Origin of the sequence: Microcoleus asticus IPMA8 (assembly GCF_013179805.1) — a bacterium.
GTDB classification, from domain to species: Bacteria; Cyanobacteriota; Cyanobacteriia; order Cyanobacteriales; family Microcoleaceae; genus Microcoleus; species Microcoleus asticus.
The window spans coordinates 34,997-53,174 of record NZ_SRRZ01000038.1; the positions used below are offsets into that span (position 1 = coordinate 34,997).

Annotated in this window: 7 protein-coding genes; 2 read left to right on the forward strand and 5 right to left on the reverse strand. The window is 44.2% G+C overall.

Annotation, left to right across the window (positions count from 1 at the left end; all coding sequences use genetic code 11):
- Window positions 1-8 precede the first annotated feature (8 nt).
- The 4 genes from E5S67_RS12360 to E5S67_RS12375 all read right to left on the reverse strand — a co-directional run bounded on the left by E5S67_RS12360 (window position 9) and on the right by E5S67_RS12375 (window position 7,705).
- A complete protein-coding gene (locus tag E5S67_RS12360) occupies window positions 9-872 on the reverse strand; it encodes an AAA-like domain-containing protein (RefSeq protein ID WP_172187533.1) in 864 nt (287 codons plus the stop codon).
- A gap of 424 nt (window positions 873-1,296) precedes the next feature.
- The gene (locus tag E5S67_RS12365; protein ID WP_172187535.1) at window positions 1,297-2,805 is read right to left on the reverse strand and encodes a PLAT/LH2 domain-containing protein; all 1,509 of its coding nucleotides are present in this window, start codon (window positions 2,803-2,805) and stop codon (window positions 1,297-1,299) included.
- 225 nt (window positions 2,806-3,030) lie between these two features.
- Window positions 3,031-3,930 carry a PLAT/LH2 domain-containing protein gene (locus E5S67_RS12370; protein WP_172187537.1) on the reverse strand — a complete coding sequence of 300 codons (900 nt, stop codon included), beginning with the start codon at window positions 3,928-3,930 and terminating at the stop codon, window positions 3,031-3,033.
- Between the two features lie 232 nt (window positions 3,931-4,162).
- Entirely contained in the window at window positions 4,163-7,705 is a 3,543-nt protein-coding gene (locus tag E5S67_RS12375; protein ID WP_172187539.1) for a WD40 domain-containing protein, read from the reverse strand.
- A 508-nt stretch (window positions 7,706-8,213) separates the two neighbouring features.
- Here E5S67_RS12375 and E5S67_RS12380 point away from each other — a divergent pair.
- Together E5S67_RS12380 and E5S67_RS12385 are read left to right on the forward strand one after the other, a co-directional pair.
- Window positions 8,214-10,211, forward strand: coding sequence for a non-ribosomal peptide synthetase (locus E5S67_RS12380; RefSeq protein ID WP_172187541.1), 1,998 nt, complete (start codon window positions 8,214-8,216; stop codon window positions 10,209-10,211).
- Window positions 10,212-10,319: 108 nt separating this feature from the next.
- Window positions 10,320-16,628 (forward strand): type I polyketide synthase, encoded by a 6,309-nt coding sequence (locus tag E5S67_RS12385; RefSeq protein ID WP_172187543.1) that lies wholly within the window; start codon window positions 10,320-10,322, stop codon window positions 16,626-16,628.
- Between the two features lie 46 nt (window positions 16,629-16,674).
- On the opposite strand, the gene E5S67_RS12390 is transcribed toward E5S67_RS12385, so the two are convergent.
- The gene (locus E5S67_RS12390) at window positions 16,675-18,039 is read right to left on the reverse strand and encodes an AAA-like domain-containing protein (protein WP_172187545.1); all 1,365 of its coding nucleotides are present in this window, start codon (window positions 18,037-18,039) and stop codon (window positions 16,675-16,677) included.
- Between the last annotated feature and the right edge of the window lie 139 nt (window positions 18,040-18,178).

Genomic DNA, 18,178 nt, shown 5'->3' on the forward strand with positions numbered 1-18,178 from the left:
TGGTCTTGCTACCCATATTCGCGATACTCGTTCAGCATGGGAGTGAAATTCAACTGCCTGCTGAGATTAGCATACAACAGACCCAAAAATTGATTGAGTTCGGCAGAAAAGGTAACGTCTGCTTCCTGAAAGTCCAAGTAGAGAGTCTTGTATCCACAATGCGTGGCAAGATTCAGAATCCGGGAGAGTAGGGAATTTTTTCCCGGCAGTCTGGGTGCTTTGATGCGGAGCGATCGCCCAGATTCACTAATTTCTTTATAGGTGAGTTCTGCGATCGGGGGGCGATTAATGTAGAGAGGAGAGTCGAGCGGCAAACAACCCCTAGGAATTGTTGGTTCGCTTTGTGTGGCTGGGGCTTTTAAATTATTTTCTGCCTCTGTATTATCTGTAGAAGTTTGGTACTTCTGCTGCACTCTAAAAAGCCAGTTATCTTCTTCTATTACCAATTCGTTGCGATCGCAAATTCGTGATAATTGCTCGCCATCCCCTGAGTATGAAGCCTCCACAAAATCAGTGGCAACTGGCAACTGATTAGTGGTAGGCGTTAGTGGTGGGTCTATTACTTCTACCAACAAAAAGGTAACAGGTAACTGGTCACTATTGACTGTTTGACCTGTCCGGGAGAGCAGATATTGCTTCAGCACTAAAAACAGATTTTTTTTCGTCACCCTCTCCCCTAATGTTTTTGAAAATGCCTGCCACAACTGGGAGCCAATTTCTTTGATGTGAGCGATACTATAGGCACAATCGGGTGCCATCTCGCTATAACCGCGTCCGCGCCATGACTGACACAGGATGAAGCGTTCAAGGGAACTGAGTTTCCTAGAGAGCAGACTTTGTTCTACAGTATCTAAAACTTCATCAACATTCATGTATTCACTCCATTTGAGTAGTATGCACGCAGCAAGTTAGAATCAGACTCTTTTGCGTGATTGTGAAAATTTATGTGCGATTTGAACAAAAGCGATCGCCTTGATTTTCCAGCCAGATCATCAAACACCATGCGATCGCACTCCCTTACCCTCAAACCTAATTAAAGGGAAAAGGACATTCCAGCGCCCAGTTAGTCTGACTAAAGTGCGTTAGATCGAGCTAGAGCGATCTGCTTGCAGCAGCGCTTCGCTATCGCAGAAGTAGTATGGACAAAATAGAGGTTGGGTTTCATGAAGTCAACCCAACCTTGTATCTTAAGAGCGATCGCACTAATGTTTGGATTCCTTATCGTGTACTTGAGACACTGCAACTATCATTAGATACACACCTTCGTAGTAGGTTTTAGTGGAGTTTCTACTGGAGCTAGGAAAATGCTACTTGCTGTGCAGTAAGCTCACAGGCGTTATCACTCTCCTTAAGCCATGCGTCACATGGAAATTCAAACTTCTGCTGTTGTGTGAGATTAGTAACTACTATTTTATCCAATTCCCATGCAGCACCAGGCTTCGTGTTATTATGCCATACGCTGATTTTTTGGAGCTTACCAACATCTTCTAAATTCAGCGTCATAGTATCCACGTTCCCATTTTCAAAAGCATTTCCGTGGATTAGATGGTTAAGTTCGCCTGTATCGACTTCTCCCCGTTCTCCATAAAGTTTTAAGGAAACTTTGGCATCAGTTCCAGCACCCGAACTTGTACCAGTATGAACATCGATTTGAAAAATAGCTTGACCTGTCAAAGGAGATCCATTGAGTTCAACGGCGTTGTTGTCCCCCTTAAGCTCTGTGTAACAGGGAAACTCAAATCTCTGCTGTCTTATGAGATTGCTAACTACTATTTTATCTAAAAACCATCCAGAATAAGAACCCGTGTTATCATGCCATACTTTGAGTTTTTCGATTGTACCAACATCTGTTAAATTCAGCATCACAGTATCCACGCTTCCTCGTTCAAAACCATCTCCGTTGATCAGAGGGTTAAGTGCGCCTGTATCGACTTTTTTTTCCCCTTCTCCATCAAGTGTTAGGTAAACTTTGGCATTAGTTCCAGCATCCGAAATGTCACCAGTATGAACATCGATTTGAAAAATAGCTTGGCCGATCAAAGATGGTGGATTAAAGGCATCATCTTCGCAAGTTGCCAGCTTTCTCAAATCACAAAAAGGATTCTCATTTAAAATTGATTTCAGAGTTTCGATAGACTTCTTGCCAACAAATATCCCATCAACACCCATCCGCAAATACTTGATCATGGAGTCTTTTGACCCAAGCGTCCAAACGTAAACCTGTTTAATTTTTTTATGGCTTGCTTTGAGTCTGATGGCTTCTGCAATCGAGGGAAAAACATTTGGACCAACAAACCCATAGGAGATGCCATTGCCATAGAAGAAGTTGTTTACACCTCGACCTTCAAAATAGCTTGACACTTCATTTGGGTGATTGTGGTAGTCAATCGCTACACCTTCTCTGATCTTTAAGCAGCCTGTTCCTATTATTTCGTCAAAAAAGTTGCGTTCTTTATACGTTGCCACAGAGATGAGGATATTGATGCCAGTGTCGTTGGCAAGGTTCTCTCTGATTGTTTCTAGCAGTTTATATGCTATGTCTGGCTCATCAGAAACACTGGATTTACAATCAAAGATGATTAGTGCTAATTTGGGGTAACATTCCGCCGCATATTTTTTGACTTCCGTCAAATATTCTGTCAAATCATATCGATCAGAATCAGAGGCATCATGATTCACAATAACCTTGCCTGAAACGTATCGGAGATCGCATTCGACAGCGTTTGCGCCGTCTCTAATTGCTTCTTTAACTTTTTCTGGAGAGTTACACCGATGAGCAATGAGATAAAATGGATGTTGTGACATTGCGAATCCTGTTTTTCTAATTTATTCAAGTTCTAGAGACTATTCTAGAAGGTAAGAGAATAGTAGTTGCCCGAAGGGTAGAGTGCAATACTTATTATTAAACTGACTAACTGTTCTAAAAGAATCAACTAGCAAGCTTAACTTAAAGAGTTACCCGAGGGCTTATCTCCTCCAAGGAGACTATACCCTACCCTTCGGGAATGCTTCGGTTAGGGAAAGGCTACCCTACTGGCGAATTTTAGGTACTTTAGGACTAGCCAATGCGTCGAGCACATACTGTGGCATTGAAACTCCCTTTCGATATGTCTCAGCCTTAACCACGCTCGGACTATAAGAGATGGTTATCGTGTAGGGGAATTCTCGCCCGTTTCGTTTTATTGTGCCAACCTCATCAACTCTAAACCATTCCTCCTCTAAATAGAGGAGTATTCCAGGTTGTGGAGTGTAGGTTTGCGTCACGGAGCTGGTAGTTGTTAGGCTCGTGTTCTTCTCCTGTCGTTTAGTCAAAGCCTCTGTCATTGACGTCCCAATCGAGGCAGAAACCTGCACTTCTGAGGTACCACCAGCAACTGACACTTCCGTGTTCAATGTATTTTCAACTACCTTTTCTGTACTCTGACCTTCTGAGGCCATTGACTGTACTGAAAAAACAACATTCTGTTGATAACCAGTTACCTCAGAGTCTCGCCAATCCAGTATTTTACATTGCTTACCAATATGAATCGTCTTAGTATCTTTGATTTGAAACGTTATTTCCGGTGGACCGTCTTTTGAGGAAAGCGTTTTCTTTAATCCATTCTCTGGGTTGATCCAATCATTGTAGTTGAAAATAACCTCTTTTTTTGTGTCGATATCTTTAACTTTCACCCAATTTAAGTACCATTCTGATTTCGAGTGCTTATTGTCATGACTTATGATCACTTGTTCGGGGATACCAATGAGCTCGTCAGACGAAACTTCGTAAGTATCCTCATCCCCTTTTTCAAAATCGTCATATCCAGGTTTATCCAATTTTTCTTCCGCCGTGCTTCCCAAATCACCGATGATTTGAATGTAAACGTTTGCATCTGTTCCAGCGTCCGGGCGATCGCCGGTTTTTATTGTTACAGGATATTTGTGAGCCATTTTCTAATCTCCTTGAGTGGTCTAAAAATGCAAGTTCATCAAAAAACTTCACTATCTATTATTCAGTTTTCTAGCTCAACGAGCAATAGATAAAGTTGGTATGTTTGTGTAAAGTTATATTGCTGTAAACCACAAAACACACAATTAATGGCTTTTGTCAATATACTAAATTAGTCAATTAATGCCCCAACTAGAGCTAAAAGTTGGTTACATGAGGCGCGATGAGGAATGACTATTGACAAAGTTGCCGATCGCCCTTTTCCACCTCTGCGTTAGTCCGCAGATAATCTCGCACCCAATCGCAACCCGCTGCTACTACCCGATCTAGCTCAACAGACTGCTCTAAATTCCACAAAATTACCATTTTGTCCTCAGCAGCCGAGGCCAAAGTTTTGCCATCAGGAGCGAAAGCTAATCCCTTCACCCCACCACTATGTCCAATCAGATTGGTCAGCAATGTGCCGTCAGACTTCCAGAGTTTAATTATTCCATCATTACTCCCTGTAGCGATCGTCTGGCCCTCAGGGCTAAACGCTACACTCCAAATCCCAGAATCATGTCCCTCAAGAGTATGCAGTAACTTGCCGTCACGACTCCAAACTTTAGCCGTCCTGTCTTCACTCACCGAAGCAATCAATTCTCCATTAGGGCTGAAAGCTACGTCTATGACTGTACTATTATGACCTTGAAGAGTCTTGAATAAGCTGTCCTCACTTTTGACCTCCGATCGAGAATCTAGCTTGCGCTTCTTGTTCAAAACCTCAGCCAAACGCCAAAGCTTTACTGTCTTGTCACCACTGCTCGATGCAAGTGTCGAACCATCGGGACTAAAAGCAACCCCCCAAGTCCCCGCCGTATGCCCTCTAAAAGTAGCGATTTCGGTGCCATCGACGCGCCAAAGTTTGACGGTGCGATCGCTACTGCTCGATGCAACCATCTTACCGTCAGGGCTAAAAGCGACTCTCCTAATATTACCCTGATGCCCTTTGAGACTATGAAGCAGGGTACCGTCTAGACTCCAAAGCTTGATTGATTGGTCTGCACCAACAGTAGCGATCGTTTTCCCATCTGGACCGATCGCAACTGAGCCAAATTGAGCGTTTGGCCCTTTTAAGCGCCTATTGCTAATCCCGTCTTTTTGCCAGAGGATAGTCTCGTTCGGACTCGATGAAGCCATCAACTGTCCATCGGGACTAAAAGCCACTCCCCAAATTCCCCCTGTATGTCCCCGCAGGATTGTCAGCAAAGAATGTCGTAATTTCCAGAGTTTTACAGTGCCATCCCCAGATGCAGAAAATAGGGTGTCGCCGCTGGGACTAAATGCCAGATCTTGAATGCCACTGTTATGACCTTTAATCGCATTCAAAAAAGTACCGTCCTTGCTCCAGAATTTTAGCATCTTGTCGTCAGACCCCGAGACGATGCTCTCCCCATTCCGGCTGAAAGCTAGGGCGTTAATTGCCGCATTGTGTGCGGTGAAAGTCGTTAACAAACTGCCATCACGCTGCCACAGTTGCAGTTGACCATCTCCATTGCCTGTTGCCAGAATTTTACCGTTAGGACTAAAGGCAATTGAAAAGACAGGAGATTGAAGAGTTGAAAGTGTTTTCAGCAATGTGCCATCACGATCCCAGAATTTGATAGTGCCGTCGTCAGCAGCCGAGACAATCAGTTGTCCATCGGGGCTAAACACTACGGGTGTCAGGATCACGCCATGTTTCAAGGTCTTGAGCAATCTGCCATCGATGCGCCAGAGTTTGATTGTACCGTCCCCACTGGACGCAACAATCAGTTTTCCGTCAGGACTAAACTTGACTTTGCCCGTTGCAGCTTTAAACCCTGTCAAAGTTTTCAGGAGAGTGCCGTCACGTTGCCAGAGTTTAACAGTTGTATCTCCGCTTGATGAAGCAATGATCTGACCGTTGGGGCTGATGGCTACTCCTATCACGGGGCCTTGATGTCCTTTGATAGTGTGCAGTAACTTGCCTTCTTGCTGCCAAATTTGGATGCCATTTCCGATTGTTGCTACAGCAATCAACTTGCCATCAGAACTGACATCTAAGGCATTATTTACAGAGGCATAACCCGAAAAGCGGTTAAATTCAGCAGCTCCATAAATTGACCGCCTTAAAGCTAATTCTACCATTGTTTCTGTCGGTCGGTCGGTTGAGGACAAGTGTTTGAGTTCTCTTCTGGCTCTGAGCGCTTCCATTAACGCATCTAACCTTTGATCTAAGGCAAAGAGGGCTTGCGAATACCTAGCCATTTTTTGAATTTTTTCAATTTCCTCATTGCGTTGGCTAACGAGGGCTTGTTGGTACTGGAAGAACGCGAAGATGCCCGCTGCGATCGCGATTACTAAAGCGAACGAAAGTCCCGCAATTAAATAAGTTTGGCGTTTGGCACTTTTTTTCTTTAGCGCCAGCCTAGCTTCTACTTCTTTCAGACGTTCTGCTTCTAAAAATAATTGCAATTCTTGTCTGTCTACTTCTTGGCTAGCGGCTAAAAACTGATAGTCTAAATCGCTTAAACTTTTGCCCTGCGACCAGGTTTGAGCGTCTTTTAAAGCTTGTCCGCGCAAGAGGCGGGATTTATCCTGTTGCCGTGAAGCTACCCAAGCATCAAACACCTGCGAGTAAGGACGCAATGCCGCTAATTTTTTTTCAACCCATGGAAGATTAAATACTTGTTGATAGATGCGATTTTTTACCTTTAATATTCCCTCGTATCTAACCACTAAGCCACTAAGTAACAATTCAATTTGTTCTTGACTATCATCACTTTTTATGTTAATTCCTTGCAAAATTTTTTGATATATGCCTAGAATTCTACCAGTGCGCGGACCGTTACGTTCAATGCGATCGCGTATAGTTCTCAGGTGTTCCGGTTCATCCTGCGATTCCCAACGCTCAATGATGCGAGTTTTGACCCAGTTCTCAATCCAGAACGATTCCGTACCTGGTGGAATGCGATTTGAGCGATCGTGCCCCATTGTCTGCTGACTCAATTGCACAACTAAATGACACAACTTCTGAGTCAGGAATGGTTGTCCCGCCGTCCAGTCTAAAATTACCCTCACAACCGATGCAGGCTGTGACACTGTTTTTTCCAGCCCTGCAATTAAGGGAGTCACTTCCTCCCACTCAAACCCTTTTAGTTCTATTGCTTGCCCAATATTGAACGGTGTCTTTGTTCTGTCTCGAATTAGATCCGAGGGAGTTGCTACCCCAAAAATCGCAAAGGTAATGCGTTGATATTCTGGGTTGATTGCCCGTTGGTTATAGCAGAAGCGAATGAAGGCAAAAAAGTCATCAATCGAAAAGTTAAGACCTAGTAGACTATCAACTTCATCGACAAATATAAACAGCCGTTCTTGGGGAAACTGCACCAGTAGCAATTCCTCAATAAACAACCGCAGCCGTTGCAGTAAACCGAGATCGTTGCGTTCTTGCCACCAACTTTTCAGGTTCAAGGTTTCCAGTAGCCCCAACTGTCGCCATAAGTCACCGACGAACCCTTTGTACCATTGCAGCGGAGTAATTTGTTCGCTTCCCACCACGCTCAAATCCACGGCAGCGCAGTGAAAGCCGTCTTGCTGGAGGCGATGCTTGGTTCGCACCAACAGTGAGGATTTGCCCATTTGCCGGGAGTTGAGTACATAGCAGAATTCTCCTCGCTTCAGGGCTTCATACAGTTGGGAGTCGGCTTGCCGCTGTACGTAACTAGGTGCATCAATAGTTAAACTGCCACCTAGTTGATAGCTATCTTGGGGCATAAAAGTTGATTAATTTAGCCTGTTTTTTCGTCAAAATCCTTATTCAGGCGGGGTTTCAGAAATACCGTGCGTTTGCCCTGTTCCGAATTCCGACTTTTCCGACTTGACTTTATATTATCAAATAAGCTTTGATATTAATGCAAACAAATTACGCTAGTTAGCGAGCTAGAAGTAACCCATGCTAACTAAACTTCAGAAGAAAAAATTGAACTTTTATTTTCATACCTTTGACACGGATCAAAATACAGGGCAAACGCATCTTGTCAATAACGAGGGATTTTAGCACTGCGGACTCGGCTTTATTGTTGTTTGTTGAGAACTATCTTTTCACCTGTAGCGCTTTTGTCTCTACTCCAACGCTATATATGGGAATTTATAAATTAGATGCGTTTACCCTGCCTACTCTTTTGGCATTTTCCTAAAATTTCAGCACAGTAAGTACGGAAGAACCTATTTTTTAGGTTGATAAAGTTTATTAATTCGGAACAATAAGGGAATATTAGCAGCAATGAGTGATTTTTCTGATAAAACCATGAGCCAAACTGCACATAACTCAGAATCACTTTATTCCCAGGATAAGTGCATCCATCAGTTATTTGAAGCACAGGTAGAGCAGAATATTAATGCAGTGGCAGTGATATGCGATCGTCAGTCGTGGACTTACCGTGAACTCAACGCCAAGGCCAACCAGCTAGCTAACTATCTCAGAAAGCGAGGCGTAAAGCCAGAAGTGCGAGTGGGAATTTGCGCCGAACGCTCCCTAGACATGGTTATAGCAATTCTAGGTATTCTCAAAGCAGGTGGTGCCTATGTTCCTCTAGACCCAGCTTATCCAAAAGAGCGCCTGGACTTTATTCTTAAAGAAACTAAAGCGCCATTGCTGTTGACTCAAAAGCATCTGGTTGAAAAGTTTATCCAAGAGGAAATTCAAGTCGTTTGTCTGGACGCAGATTGTGACACTATTGCCCAAGAGAGTGAGGAAACACCTAACACCGAGGTAACAATAGAAAACTTGGCTTATATCATGTACACTTCTGGCTCCACTGGCAAGCCAAAAGGAGTACAAATTACTCATGCCAACATCTCTCATTATATTCCAGCAGTCAGCCAAGTGATGCAAATTCAGCCTGAAGATCTCTATCTCCATGTGGCATCTTTCTCGTTTTCTTCCTCAGTCAGGCAATTAATGGTACCTCTGTTTCGAGGAGCTACCAGTATTATTGCCAATAGCGAACAAACCAAAAACCCCATCAGTTTGTTCGAGCTGATCCAGAAACAAGGAGTAACTATTGTTGACAGCGTACACTCAGTTTGGCGCTATGGACTTCAGGCATTAGAAACTCTCGATCAAAGACACACAGAGGCACTCACCAAATCTAAATTACGCACGATCGTGCTTTCTGGTGACTTACCGCCAGTTCAAATTTACAAGCAGCTACAAGACCTGTTTAAAGAGCGCTTAGACATTTTCAACGTTTACGGTCAAGCAGAAACCATTGGTAACTGTGCTTATTCGGTTCCAAACGACTTTGACCCTGAACGAGGATACATTTATATACCTGTAGGGTATCCTTATTCCCATAACAAAGCCTATATCCTCGACGAAAATCTTGAGCCTGTGACACCAGGAGAAGTCGGTGAGCTTTATATGGGTGGTGCTTGTTTAGCTCGTGGCTATCTCAACAGTTTAGAGTTGAATGCCGACAAATTTATCTCAAATCCTTTCAATAGCGATCCTCTTGAGCGATTATTCAAAACTGGCGACTTAGCGCGCTACTGGTCGGATGGCGCTATTGAGTTATTAGGTCGCACAGATTTTCAAGTCAAGATTAGGGGGATGCGGGTTGAACTAGGAGAAATTGAGTCCGCACTGGGACAGCATCCCAGCATTAAAGAAGCTGTGGTCATAGCAGCAGAGAATGAACAAAAGGAAAACCACCTTGTAGCCTACGTAGTTCCCAACTCATCTTTATCCAAAATTACCCAAACAGAACTGCGCGCCTACCTCGATCGCAAGTTACCAGATTATATAGTGCCTTCTGCCTTTGTGCTGCTTGATTCTTTACCTCTAACCCCTAACGGCAAAATAGATCGGCTTGCTCTACGGAGTCGAAAAGTTATAAATCCAGAACTAGAAGCTGCTTACGTAAAACCTCAAACCGACACAGAGGAAATCATTGCTACTATTTGGCAAGAGGTACTTCTCTTAGAATATGTTGGCATTCACGACAATTTTTTTGAACTGGGCGGACATTCTTTACTGATGGCTCAGGTTCACAGTAAATTGTCAAGCATATTAGAATTGTCAAATATATTAGGACAACAACTATCAATTGTGGAACTGTATCAATACCCAACAATACACTTGTTAGCTGACTACTTAACCCACAAGCAAAATCCCCAATTAAATTCCTCCAAAAACCATGAAAAAGTACAAATGGGTCGATCGAAAAAAGCTGCTTTACAGCAACAGCGAGAACGAAGACAAAAATCAAAACTGGGATAGATGTGTTCAGTCCTGATAGCGCAGCGTGTCGTCAGCCCTAGAAATACGCTCCATTGGATACCCGAAGGGTTGTTAGCGAATAAATTTAATTAATTTAAGGACAAGCAGATGCAGGAATTAGATTCACTTGATTTAGTCGATCGGTCAGCGATCGCCATTGTGGGGATGGCAGGTCGCTTTCCAGGGGCGAACAATCTCGATGAATTTTGGCAGAATCTTAAAAATGGGGTGGAATCTATTTCCCAATTCTCTGACGATGAACTTCTAGATGCAGGGATCGACCCGACGTTGTTGAGTCAATCAAATTACGTTAAAGCTAACCCCTTTTTGTCAGATACTGAACTGTTTGATGCTCGGTTCTTTGGCTTCAACGACCAAGAAGCTGCCATCACAGATCCGCAACACCGGATATTCCTAGAATGTGCTTGGGAAGCTATTGAAAGCGCTGGCTGCAATTTAGAAACTTACGAGGGTTTGATTGGTGTTTATGCCGGTTCGTGCATGAGCACCTATATGCTCAACAACCTCTATTCAAACCCTGACCTAAAAGACTCATTTGACAGTTTCCAATCATTGAGCAGTTTCCAAATGAGGATTGGAAACGATAAAGATTCTTTGCCAACACGGGTTTCTTACAAACTGAATCTCTGTGGACCTTCTGTCAATGTTCAAACCGCCTGTTCCACTTCTTTAGTAGCTGTTCACTTGGCTTGCCAAAGCTTGTTGCAAGGCGAATGCGACATGGTTCTAGCTGGTGGAGTTACAGTCCGGTTTCCTCAAAAAGCAGGTTATCTCTATCAACAAGGAATGATTTTTTCTCCAGATGGCCATTGTCGCGCTTTTGATGCCAAAGCCCAGGGAACTGTATATGGCGATGGTGTAGGAGTTGTGGTCTTGAAACGGCTTACAGATGCGATCGCTGCGGGTGACTGCATACACGCAGTTATCAAAGGAACAGCTATTAATAATGACGGTTCTAAGAAAGTTGGCTACACAGCTCCTTCTGTCGATGGTCAAGCAGCAGTGATTTTGGAAGCTCAAAACTTAGCTGAGATTGACCCGGAAACCATTAATTATATAGAAACTCACGGCACTGGAACACCTATTGGTGACCCAATTGAAATTGCAGGTTTAACAAAAGCTTTTCGTACCAGTACCCAAAAAAAAGGTTTCTGTGCAATTGGTTCAGTGAAGACAAATGTTGGACATTTGGTTTGGGCATCTGGTGTAGCAGGGCTGATTAAGACTGTCCTAGCACTTAAACATAAATTAATTCCGCCCAGCTTGCATTTTGAACAACCATTACCGAATATTGATTTTGCCAATAGTCCTTTTTATGTCAATACTAAGCTGTCGGAATGGAAAACTAACGGGACTCCCAGACGCGCTGGAGTTAGCTCCTTTGGCGTTGGTGGCACTAATGCCCATGTAATTCTGGAAGAAGGACCTGGGGAAAATGACGAGCAAAAGGCTACTGACGAAATTAATTCTGCTTTCCAGCGTCCGTTACATCTTCTAACTCTATCAGCAAAGACCCAAAAAGCACTGCAAGAATTAGCACAACGCTATCAGGAGTTTTTAGGTAAAAATCCGATGCTCGCCCTGGCAAATGTCTGCTTTACTGCTAATACCGGGCGCACCCATTTTAATTACCGCTTATCAGTAGTGTCTGAATCGATCGCACATTTGCAAGAGCAACTTGGTGCTTTTGCGGTTGGGGAAGAAACAGTTGGACTGGTAAGCAAACAAGTAAGCAGTCAGAAGTCTGCAAAAATAGCGTTTTTATTCACGGGTCAGGGTTCCCAGTATCTCAACATGGGAAGGCAACTCTACCAGACTCAGCCTACCTTCCGCAACAGTCTCGATCGCTGTAACGAAATCCTGCGTTCCTACCTGGAGAAACCCTTGCTTGAAGTCTTATATTCAGAACCTGGAGAAACTTCACCCATCAACGAAACAGCATATACCCAACCCGCTTTATTTGCCTTGGAATATGCTCTGTTGCAATTGTGGAAGTCCTGGGGTATAGAGCCTGATGTCGTTATGGGTCATAGTGTTGGCGAATATGTAGCTGCTGTAAGTGCAGGGGTATTCAGTCTCGAAGATGGTCTAAGGCTAATTGCAGCTCGGGGACGCTTAATGCAGGCTCTACCGACTGAGGGCAAGATGGTATCACTGTTGGCTTCCGAAGCGCAGGTGCAAGCGGCAATTCAACCCTATACAGATGAAGTTGCGATCGCTGCTGTCAACGGTCAAGAGAGCATCGTCATCTCCGGTAGAAGTCAAGCTATAGAAAATGTCTGTGCCACCTTAGAAGCTCAAGGGGTGAAGACCAAAACCTTAGAAGTTTCCCATGCGTTCCATTCCCCCTTAATGGAACCAGTGCTAGCGGAATTTGCACAAGTCGCCAAAACGATCGCCTACTCGGAACCGCAAATAAAGTTAATTTCCAATGTCACGGGAGAATTGGCCACCTCTGAAATAGCAACCCCCGAATATTGGTGCCGTCACATCCGCCAACCAGTCAAATTTGCAGCGAGTATGGAAACACTCGATCGACAAAGTTTTGAAGTGTTTGTGGAAATAGGACCCAAGCCAATATTGTTGGGAATGGGTCGTCAGTGCATACCAGAAGTCGGGAGAGTTTGGCTTCCTAGTTTGGGTCAAGGACAGCAGGACTGGGAGCAAATACTCCACAGTTTGGGCGAATTATATGTGCGCGGCGTAAAGGTAGATTGGTCGGGTTTTGACAGTGATTATTGCCGCCGCAAGGTAGTATTGCCAACTTATCCCTGGCAGCGACAGCGTTATTGGATTGAACCGACACAAAAAAATGCGATCGCGCCTTCCCCATCTTCGCTACCCAATTCATATCATCCTCTGCTCGGTCAACGCCTGCGGTTACCATTTTCTCAAGAAATTCGCTTTGAATCCCTATTTAGGCTCGATCGACCTTCATATCTAAATGACCACAAGATATATGGAACAGTAGTCGTTGCTGCGGCCTCCCATATTTCAATGGTTTTATCGGCAGTTAAGGAAGCTTTTGGCACTGAATCCTGCGAAATAGAAGAGTTGTATATACCACAGCCTCTGATCCTATTAGAGCAAAGTCATCGGCTCGTGCAATTGGTTCTAACGCCTCAAGCTGAAAAAACTTCTTTCCAGCTAGTGAGCCTCAAAGCAGGGGAAGAACAAAACGATAATGATACTAATTCCTGGATGTTACACGCAACTGGAAAAGTTCGGATCGCTGAAGAAATGTCAATTACAGCACCGAGTTGGCTGATTTGGCACGAAATTAAAGAGCGATGCGATCGAGAGATGTCTGGACAAGAATTTTACGCAGCTTTTGCGAGAATTGGATTCAACATTGAAGCTTCGTTTCAATGGATGGAAACGATCTGGCGCAAAGGGGGAGAAGCTTTAGTAAAAATGCACGTTCCTGATTTACCAGAGGACGCTTTAAGTGGTTATCAGCTTCATCCAGGTTTGATTGATTCTTGTTTTCAATCGTCGGCTGTATGCTGGTTTGAGGAAAAAACCAGTAGCGATGCTATTTATGTTCCTTTTCAAATAGCGGGCTTTAAATTCTACAAACGTCCCAGTAATTTTAGTCAGCTTTGGTGTCACGCTCAAAAGCGGGAAAAAGACATAGGGAATCCTCAAAGCTTGGTTGCAGATGTCACTCTGTTCGATGAGAACGGACTGATCATCGCAGAAGTAATTGGGTACGAGTGTCGCCAAGCAAGTCGTGCTGTATTGTTACGCAGTCTCCAAAACAAGAATTTAGGGGACTGGTTGTACGAGTTTGCTTGGCAACCCCAGCCGAGCGATCGCCCTTCAGAGCCGTTATCGACGGAGGTACCGGGCAGTTGGCTGATTTTTGCCGGCGCAGCCGGGATTGGGCTGAAGCTCGCCGAACGGCTGACAGAACGGGGCGCGTCCTGTGTCCTGGTCTCTGTCGGACTCGCTTACGAGCAGGTTTCGAGAGAGCACTATCGCCTTAATCCTGCCAATCCAAACGACTTCCAGCGCTTGCTAGAGGATATCGTCGGCGACAGTCAACCTCCTTATCGTGGGGTAGTTCACCTGTGGAGTCTGGAAGAGACACAGGCAGACTCCCTGGCGGCTTTACAAAATGCTCAAGTTTTGGGTTGTGGCAGCGTGTTACCTCTCGTGCAAGCGATAATCAAAGCTGGGTGGTCTGCTCTTCCCCATTTGTGGCTAGTAACTCAAGGATCTCAGGCTGTAGAACCAGCACTAGGTTCCCTGCAAATACAACAAGCTCCTGTGTGGGGATTAGGTCGCTCCATTGCAATGGAGCATCCAGAACTGCACTGCACGTGTCTTGACTTACCGCCATTAGTCGAGGAAAGCGACATCCAACTCCTGTTAGAAGAACTGTGGTTTCCAGATTCAGAAAACCAGATTGCTTACCGTCAGGGAATTCGTCATGTTGCCAGATTAGTGCGACGTACTTCTGACAAAGTAGAAACTGCTTTGGAGCGGCTTTCTCTTCAAGAAAATGGCAGCTATCTAATTACTGGTGGTTTGGGAGCACTGGGACTGAAAGTGGCTCAGTGGATGGTACAGCAAGGAGCGAAGCATCTAGTTTTAATGGGTCGTCGTGGGGTAAGTGTGACGGTACAGGAGGCGATCGCTCAACTAGAACAAGCTGGAACTCAAGTTAATGTTGTTAAGGGCGATGTTGCTAATCCTTCAGATGTAGCTCGGATACTGGCGGAAATTCAAGCAAGCGGGATATCGCTGCGCGGGATAGTTCATGCTGCCGGAGTTCTTGACGACGGGGTGTTGTTGCAGCAGAACTGGGAGCGTTTTACTCAGGTAATGTCTCCCAAGGTGGAAGGAGCATGGAATCTGCATACCTTGACTCAGAATTTGCCCCTAGACTTCTTTGTCTGTTTTTCCTCAGTCTCCGCATTGCTGGGCACGCGAGGTCAAGGAAACTATGCCGCAGCCAATGCGTTCATGGATGCCCTAATCCATTATCGTCGGGGATTGGGACTGCCTGGATTGAGCATCAATTGGGGGGCTTGGGCAGATGCAGGAATGGCAGCCAACTTGGCGAGTCGCGACCAAATTCGCAGAGCGGCTCGCGGATCGGGCATGATTCCCCCCGAACTGGGATTGCAGGTGTTGGGAGAGTTGCTGGCACAAAATGCTGTACAAGTTGGCGTGTTTTCGTATGATTGGTCGAAATTTCTCCAGCAATTCCCAAATCATGCTTACCCAGCTTTATTCTCGGATTTAGCTCGCCAAGAGGTGCAGCAGCTAGAGAAAAGCAAGCAACTGCGAGTTAAACAACTTGAATTTTTGCGTCAAGTACAACAGGCAAGTCCAGAAACACGCCTGGAACTTTTAATTGTTCATGTTCAAGAACAAGTTGCCAAAGTTTTGGGGTTGAGTTCATGCCAACAAATAGCGATCGGACAATCATTAAATGAGTTGGGTCTCGACTCTTTGACCCTCATAGAGCTAAGAAATTTGTTGGAGAGCAGCTTGAGTATTGTGTTGCCTCCCAGAAAGCTGCTTCAAAATCCCAACATCATTGAACTGGCAGAAGAGCTGACCCAGCAATTGACACCAAAAGGTTCATTAGAATCAATTAAACACTCAGTTGTAGTTAAACAGCCTGCAAGTGACTGGATAGCTTACCGTAAATCAAAGCCAGATGCTCGTTTGCGTCTGTTCTGCTTCCATCACCTAGGAGGAGCAGCTTCCGTATTTAGCGAATGGTCAGATCAGCTACCACCAGATATTGAAGTTTGCCCGATTCAGCTACCAGGGCGGGAAAATCGCCTTAGCGAACAGCCCTTCACTCAGTTTGCGCCACTTGTGGAAACATTGACACAGGTTCTTATTCCCCATCTCGACAAACCATTTGCTTTCTACGGTCACAGCATGGGGAATTTGATTGGTTTTGAAGTTGCCCATCTACTTCGCCGACAGTATAGTTGTAGCCCAATGCACTTGCTCGTTGGTGGACTTTTCGCTCCTCAATCTGTTGCTGCTCACTGGCCCAAAAACCAGTTTTTTTCTGAAGAACGAATCCTGAAATCGATAGAAATACCTCGCTTTGTTCAGGAAGATCGACAGTTCATGGAGCATTTTATGTCTATTTGCAAATTAGACTATCAACTTGTGCAGAGTTATATCTACTCAAATAAAGAGCAATTGGACTGTCCAATTTCCGCTTGGGGTGGTGAACAAGATTCTTTGGTTAGTCAGGACGATATCTCAGGTTGGCATCAGCATACCAAGAACACATTCAAACTGCATATGATACCGGGCAAACACTTGTTCCTAACAACCAATCGAAAACTGCTTTTGAAAGCCATATCCCAAGAACTAATCTCGGATTTGTCACAAGTTAAAAAAAATCACTGGAATTAGCCAAATCTGACATGATTTAACGTAAAACAATTTCTTTAAGTCAAAGCTAATGTTGCTCAAAAATAAAAAAATAATGGCGGAAATACTCTTGATATAGCTCACAGCTAACAGTTGCTTGACTATCAACAAGATGCACCAATCCTAAACTTTTTAACTTAAATGCTACCTCCATCTCTAACTGAATTGGAGCGGTTAAAACCTGCTGAAATGCGTCAGCTAATTGAGGATGCTGTTGAAAGTTCCACAACTGATACTGAAGATGTTGTTGATAGATTCCAGTATTTCTCGTAGCATCTTGCAGTAAAGTTTGTAGAAGAATTTTTAATCTGGCAGTTTGATACAATGCCAGTCGGATTAAATATGGAAACCCGCCAGTAAGCTTCATTAACTGCTCTAATTCAGAAGCAGTGAGTTGAAGTTGGTGGCGTTGAGCTAAATCCTGCACCTGTTCTTGGTTAAAGATAGGCAGTTCGATCGCCAATCCTACATTAAACGGAGAGCGATGGGTGGGTAAGGGAATGTAAACTTCAACAGAATGAGCCATTACAACTCGTAACTTTTGCCAAACAGAAGTGTCCTTTGTTTCCTCATACCAGGAACGCAACAAAACGAAAAAATCACCAGCGAGTTCTGGATACTCAAATAATTGGTCGATACCATCTAGTGCTAAAATAATAGGCTGAGAGATTTCGTTGAGGATATAACCTTGAAAATAAATCGTGCTGTTCATCAAGGCTCCCATATCCTCATCCCAGTAGTCATTTAATCTAGATGCCAAACCCAACTGCTGAGTGATATTGGTACAGAACCAGCGTAAGAAGCGATCGCTCGAAGCAAACACCTGTGTGCCGGCGCAATGCAAGCTAAGTCTGACTGTGTGGTAATTCTGACTGCTACCATACTCTAGAATGCGTGCGATTAGGGAAGTCTTCCCCATTTTTCGGGGTGCAAAGATGCGAAGGAATGCACGGGGTTGGAGAATTTCTTGATAACAGGTTTGTTCAATAGTCGATCGCTCAATGTAAAGGCCCGAAGCAAGGGGAACCTGTCCTTCTGGAGATTCTAAAACGTAGCATTCCACAGTTAAGCTCACCCCATATATTGCTGTTGTTGTCTCAGTATTCTGAATATTATTCAGATTTATAAACTGCTGTTCTAGCAACGCCTGGAGATTCGTTTTATTAACTTTTTCACCCATCGCGTGTGAAAGCAACTGCCATAACTTAGGTGCAACTGTGAACTTAATATAGCTTTCAGAATAATTATTTTGTTCAGCAATTTGAGCGTAAGTTTTTTTGTCTTCGAGTAGAGATTCTCGCAAGATTACCTTTTGAATATAGTTAAGCGAAAATCCTGTTTTTGTAGCAACGAACTGGATCGCAAATTCAACAAGTTTTTCAAGATTTTTCATTCAAAAAACAATTTGCTAGATTGGGATGTTCCTGACTTTTCACGGCATCTATGGTTAGGGGCTGGGTGTGGAGGAATGACATTAAGAAGGAGCTGGGGGGGCTGGGAGGGCTGGGGAAGCTGAGGGCATAATGATTCAT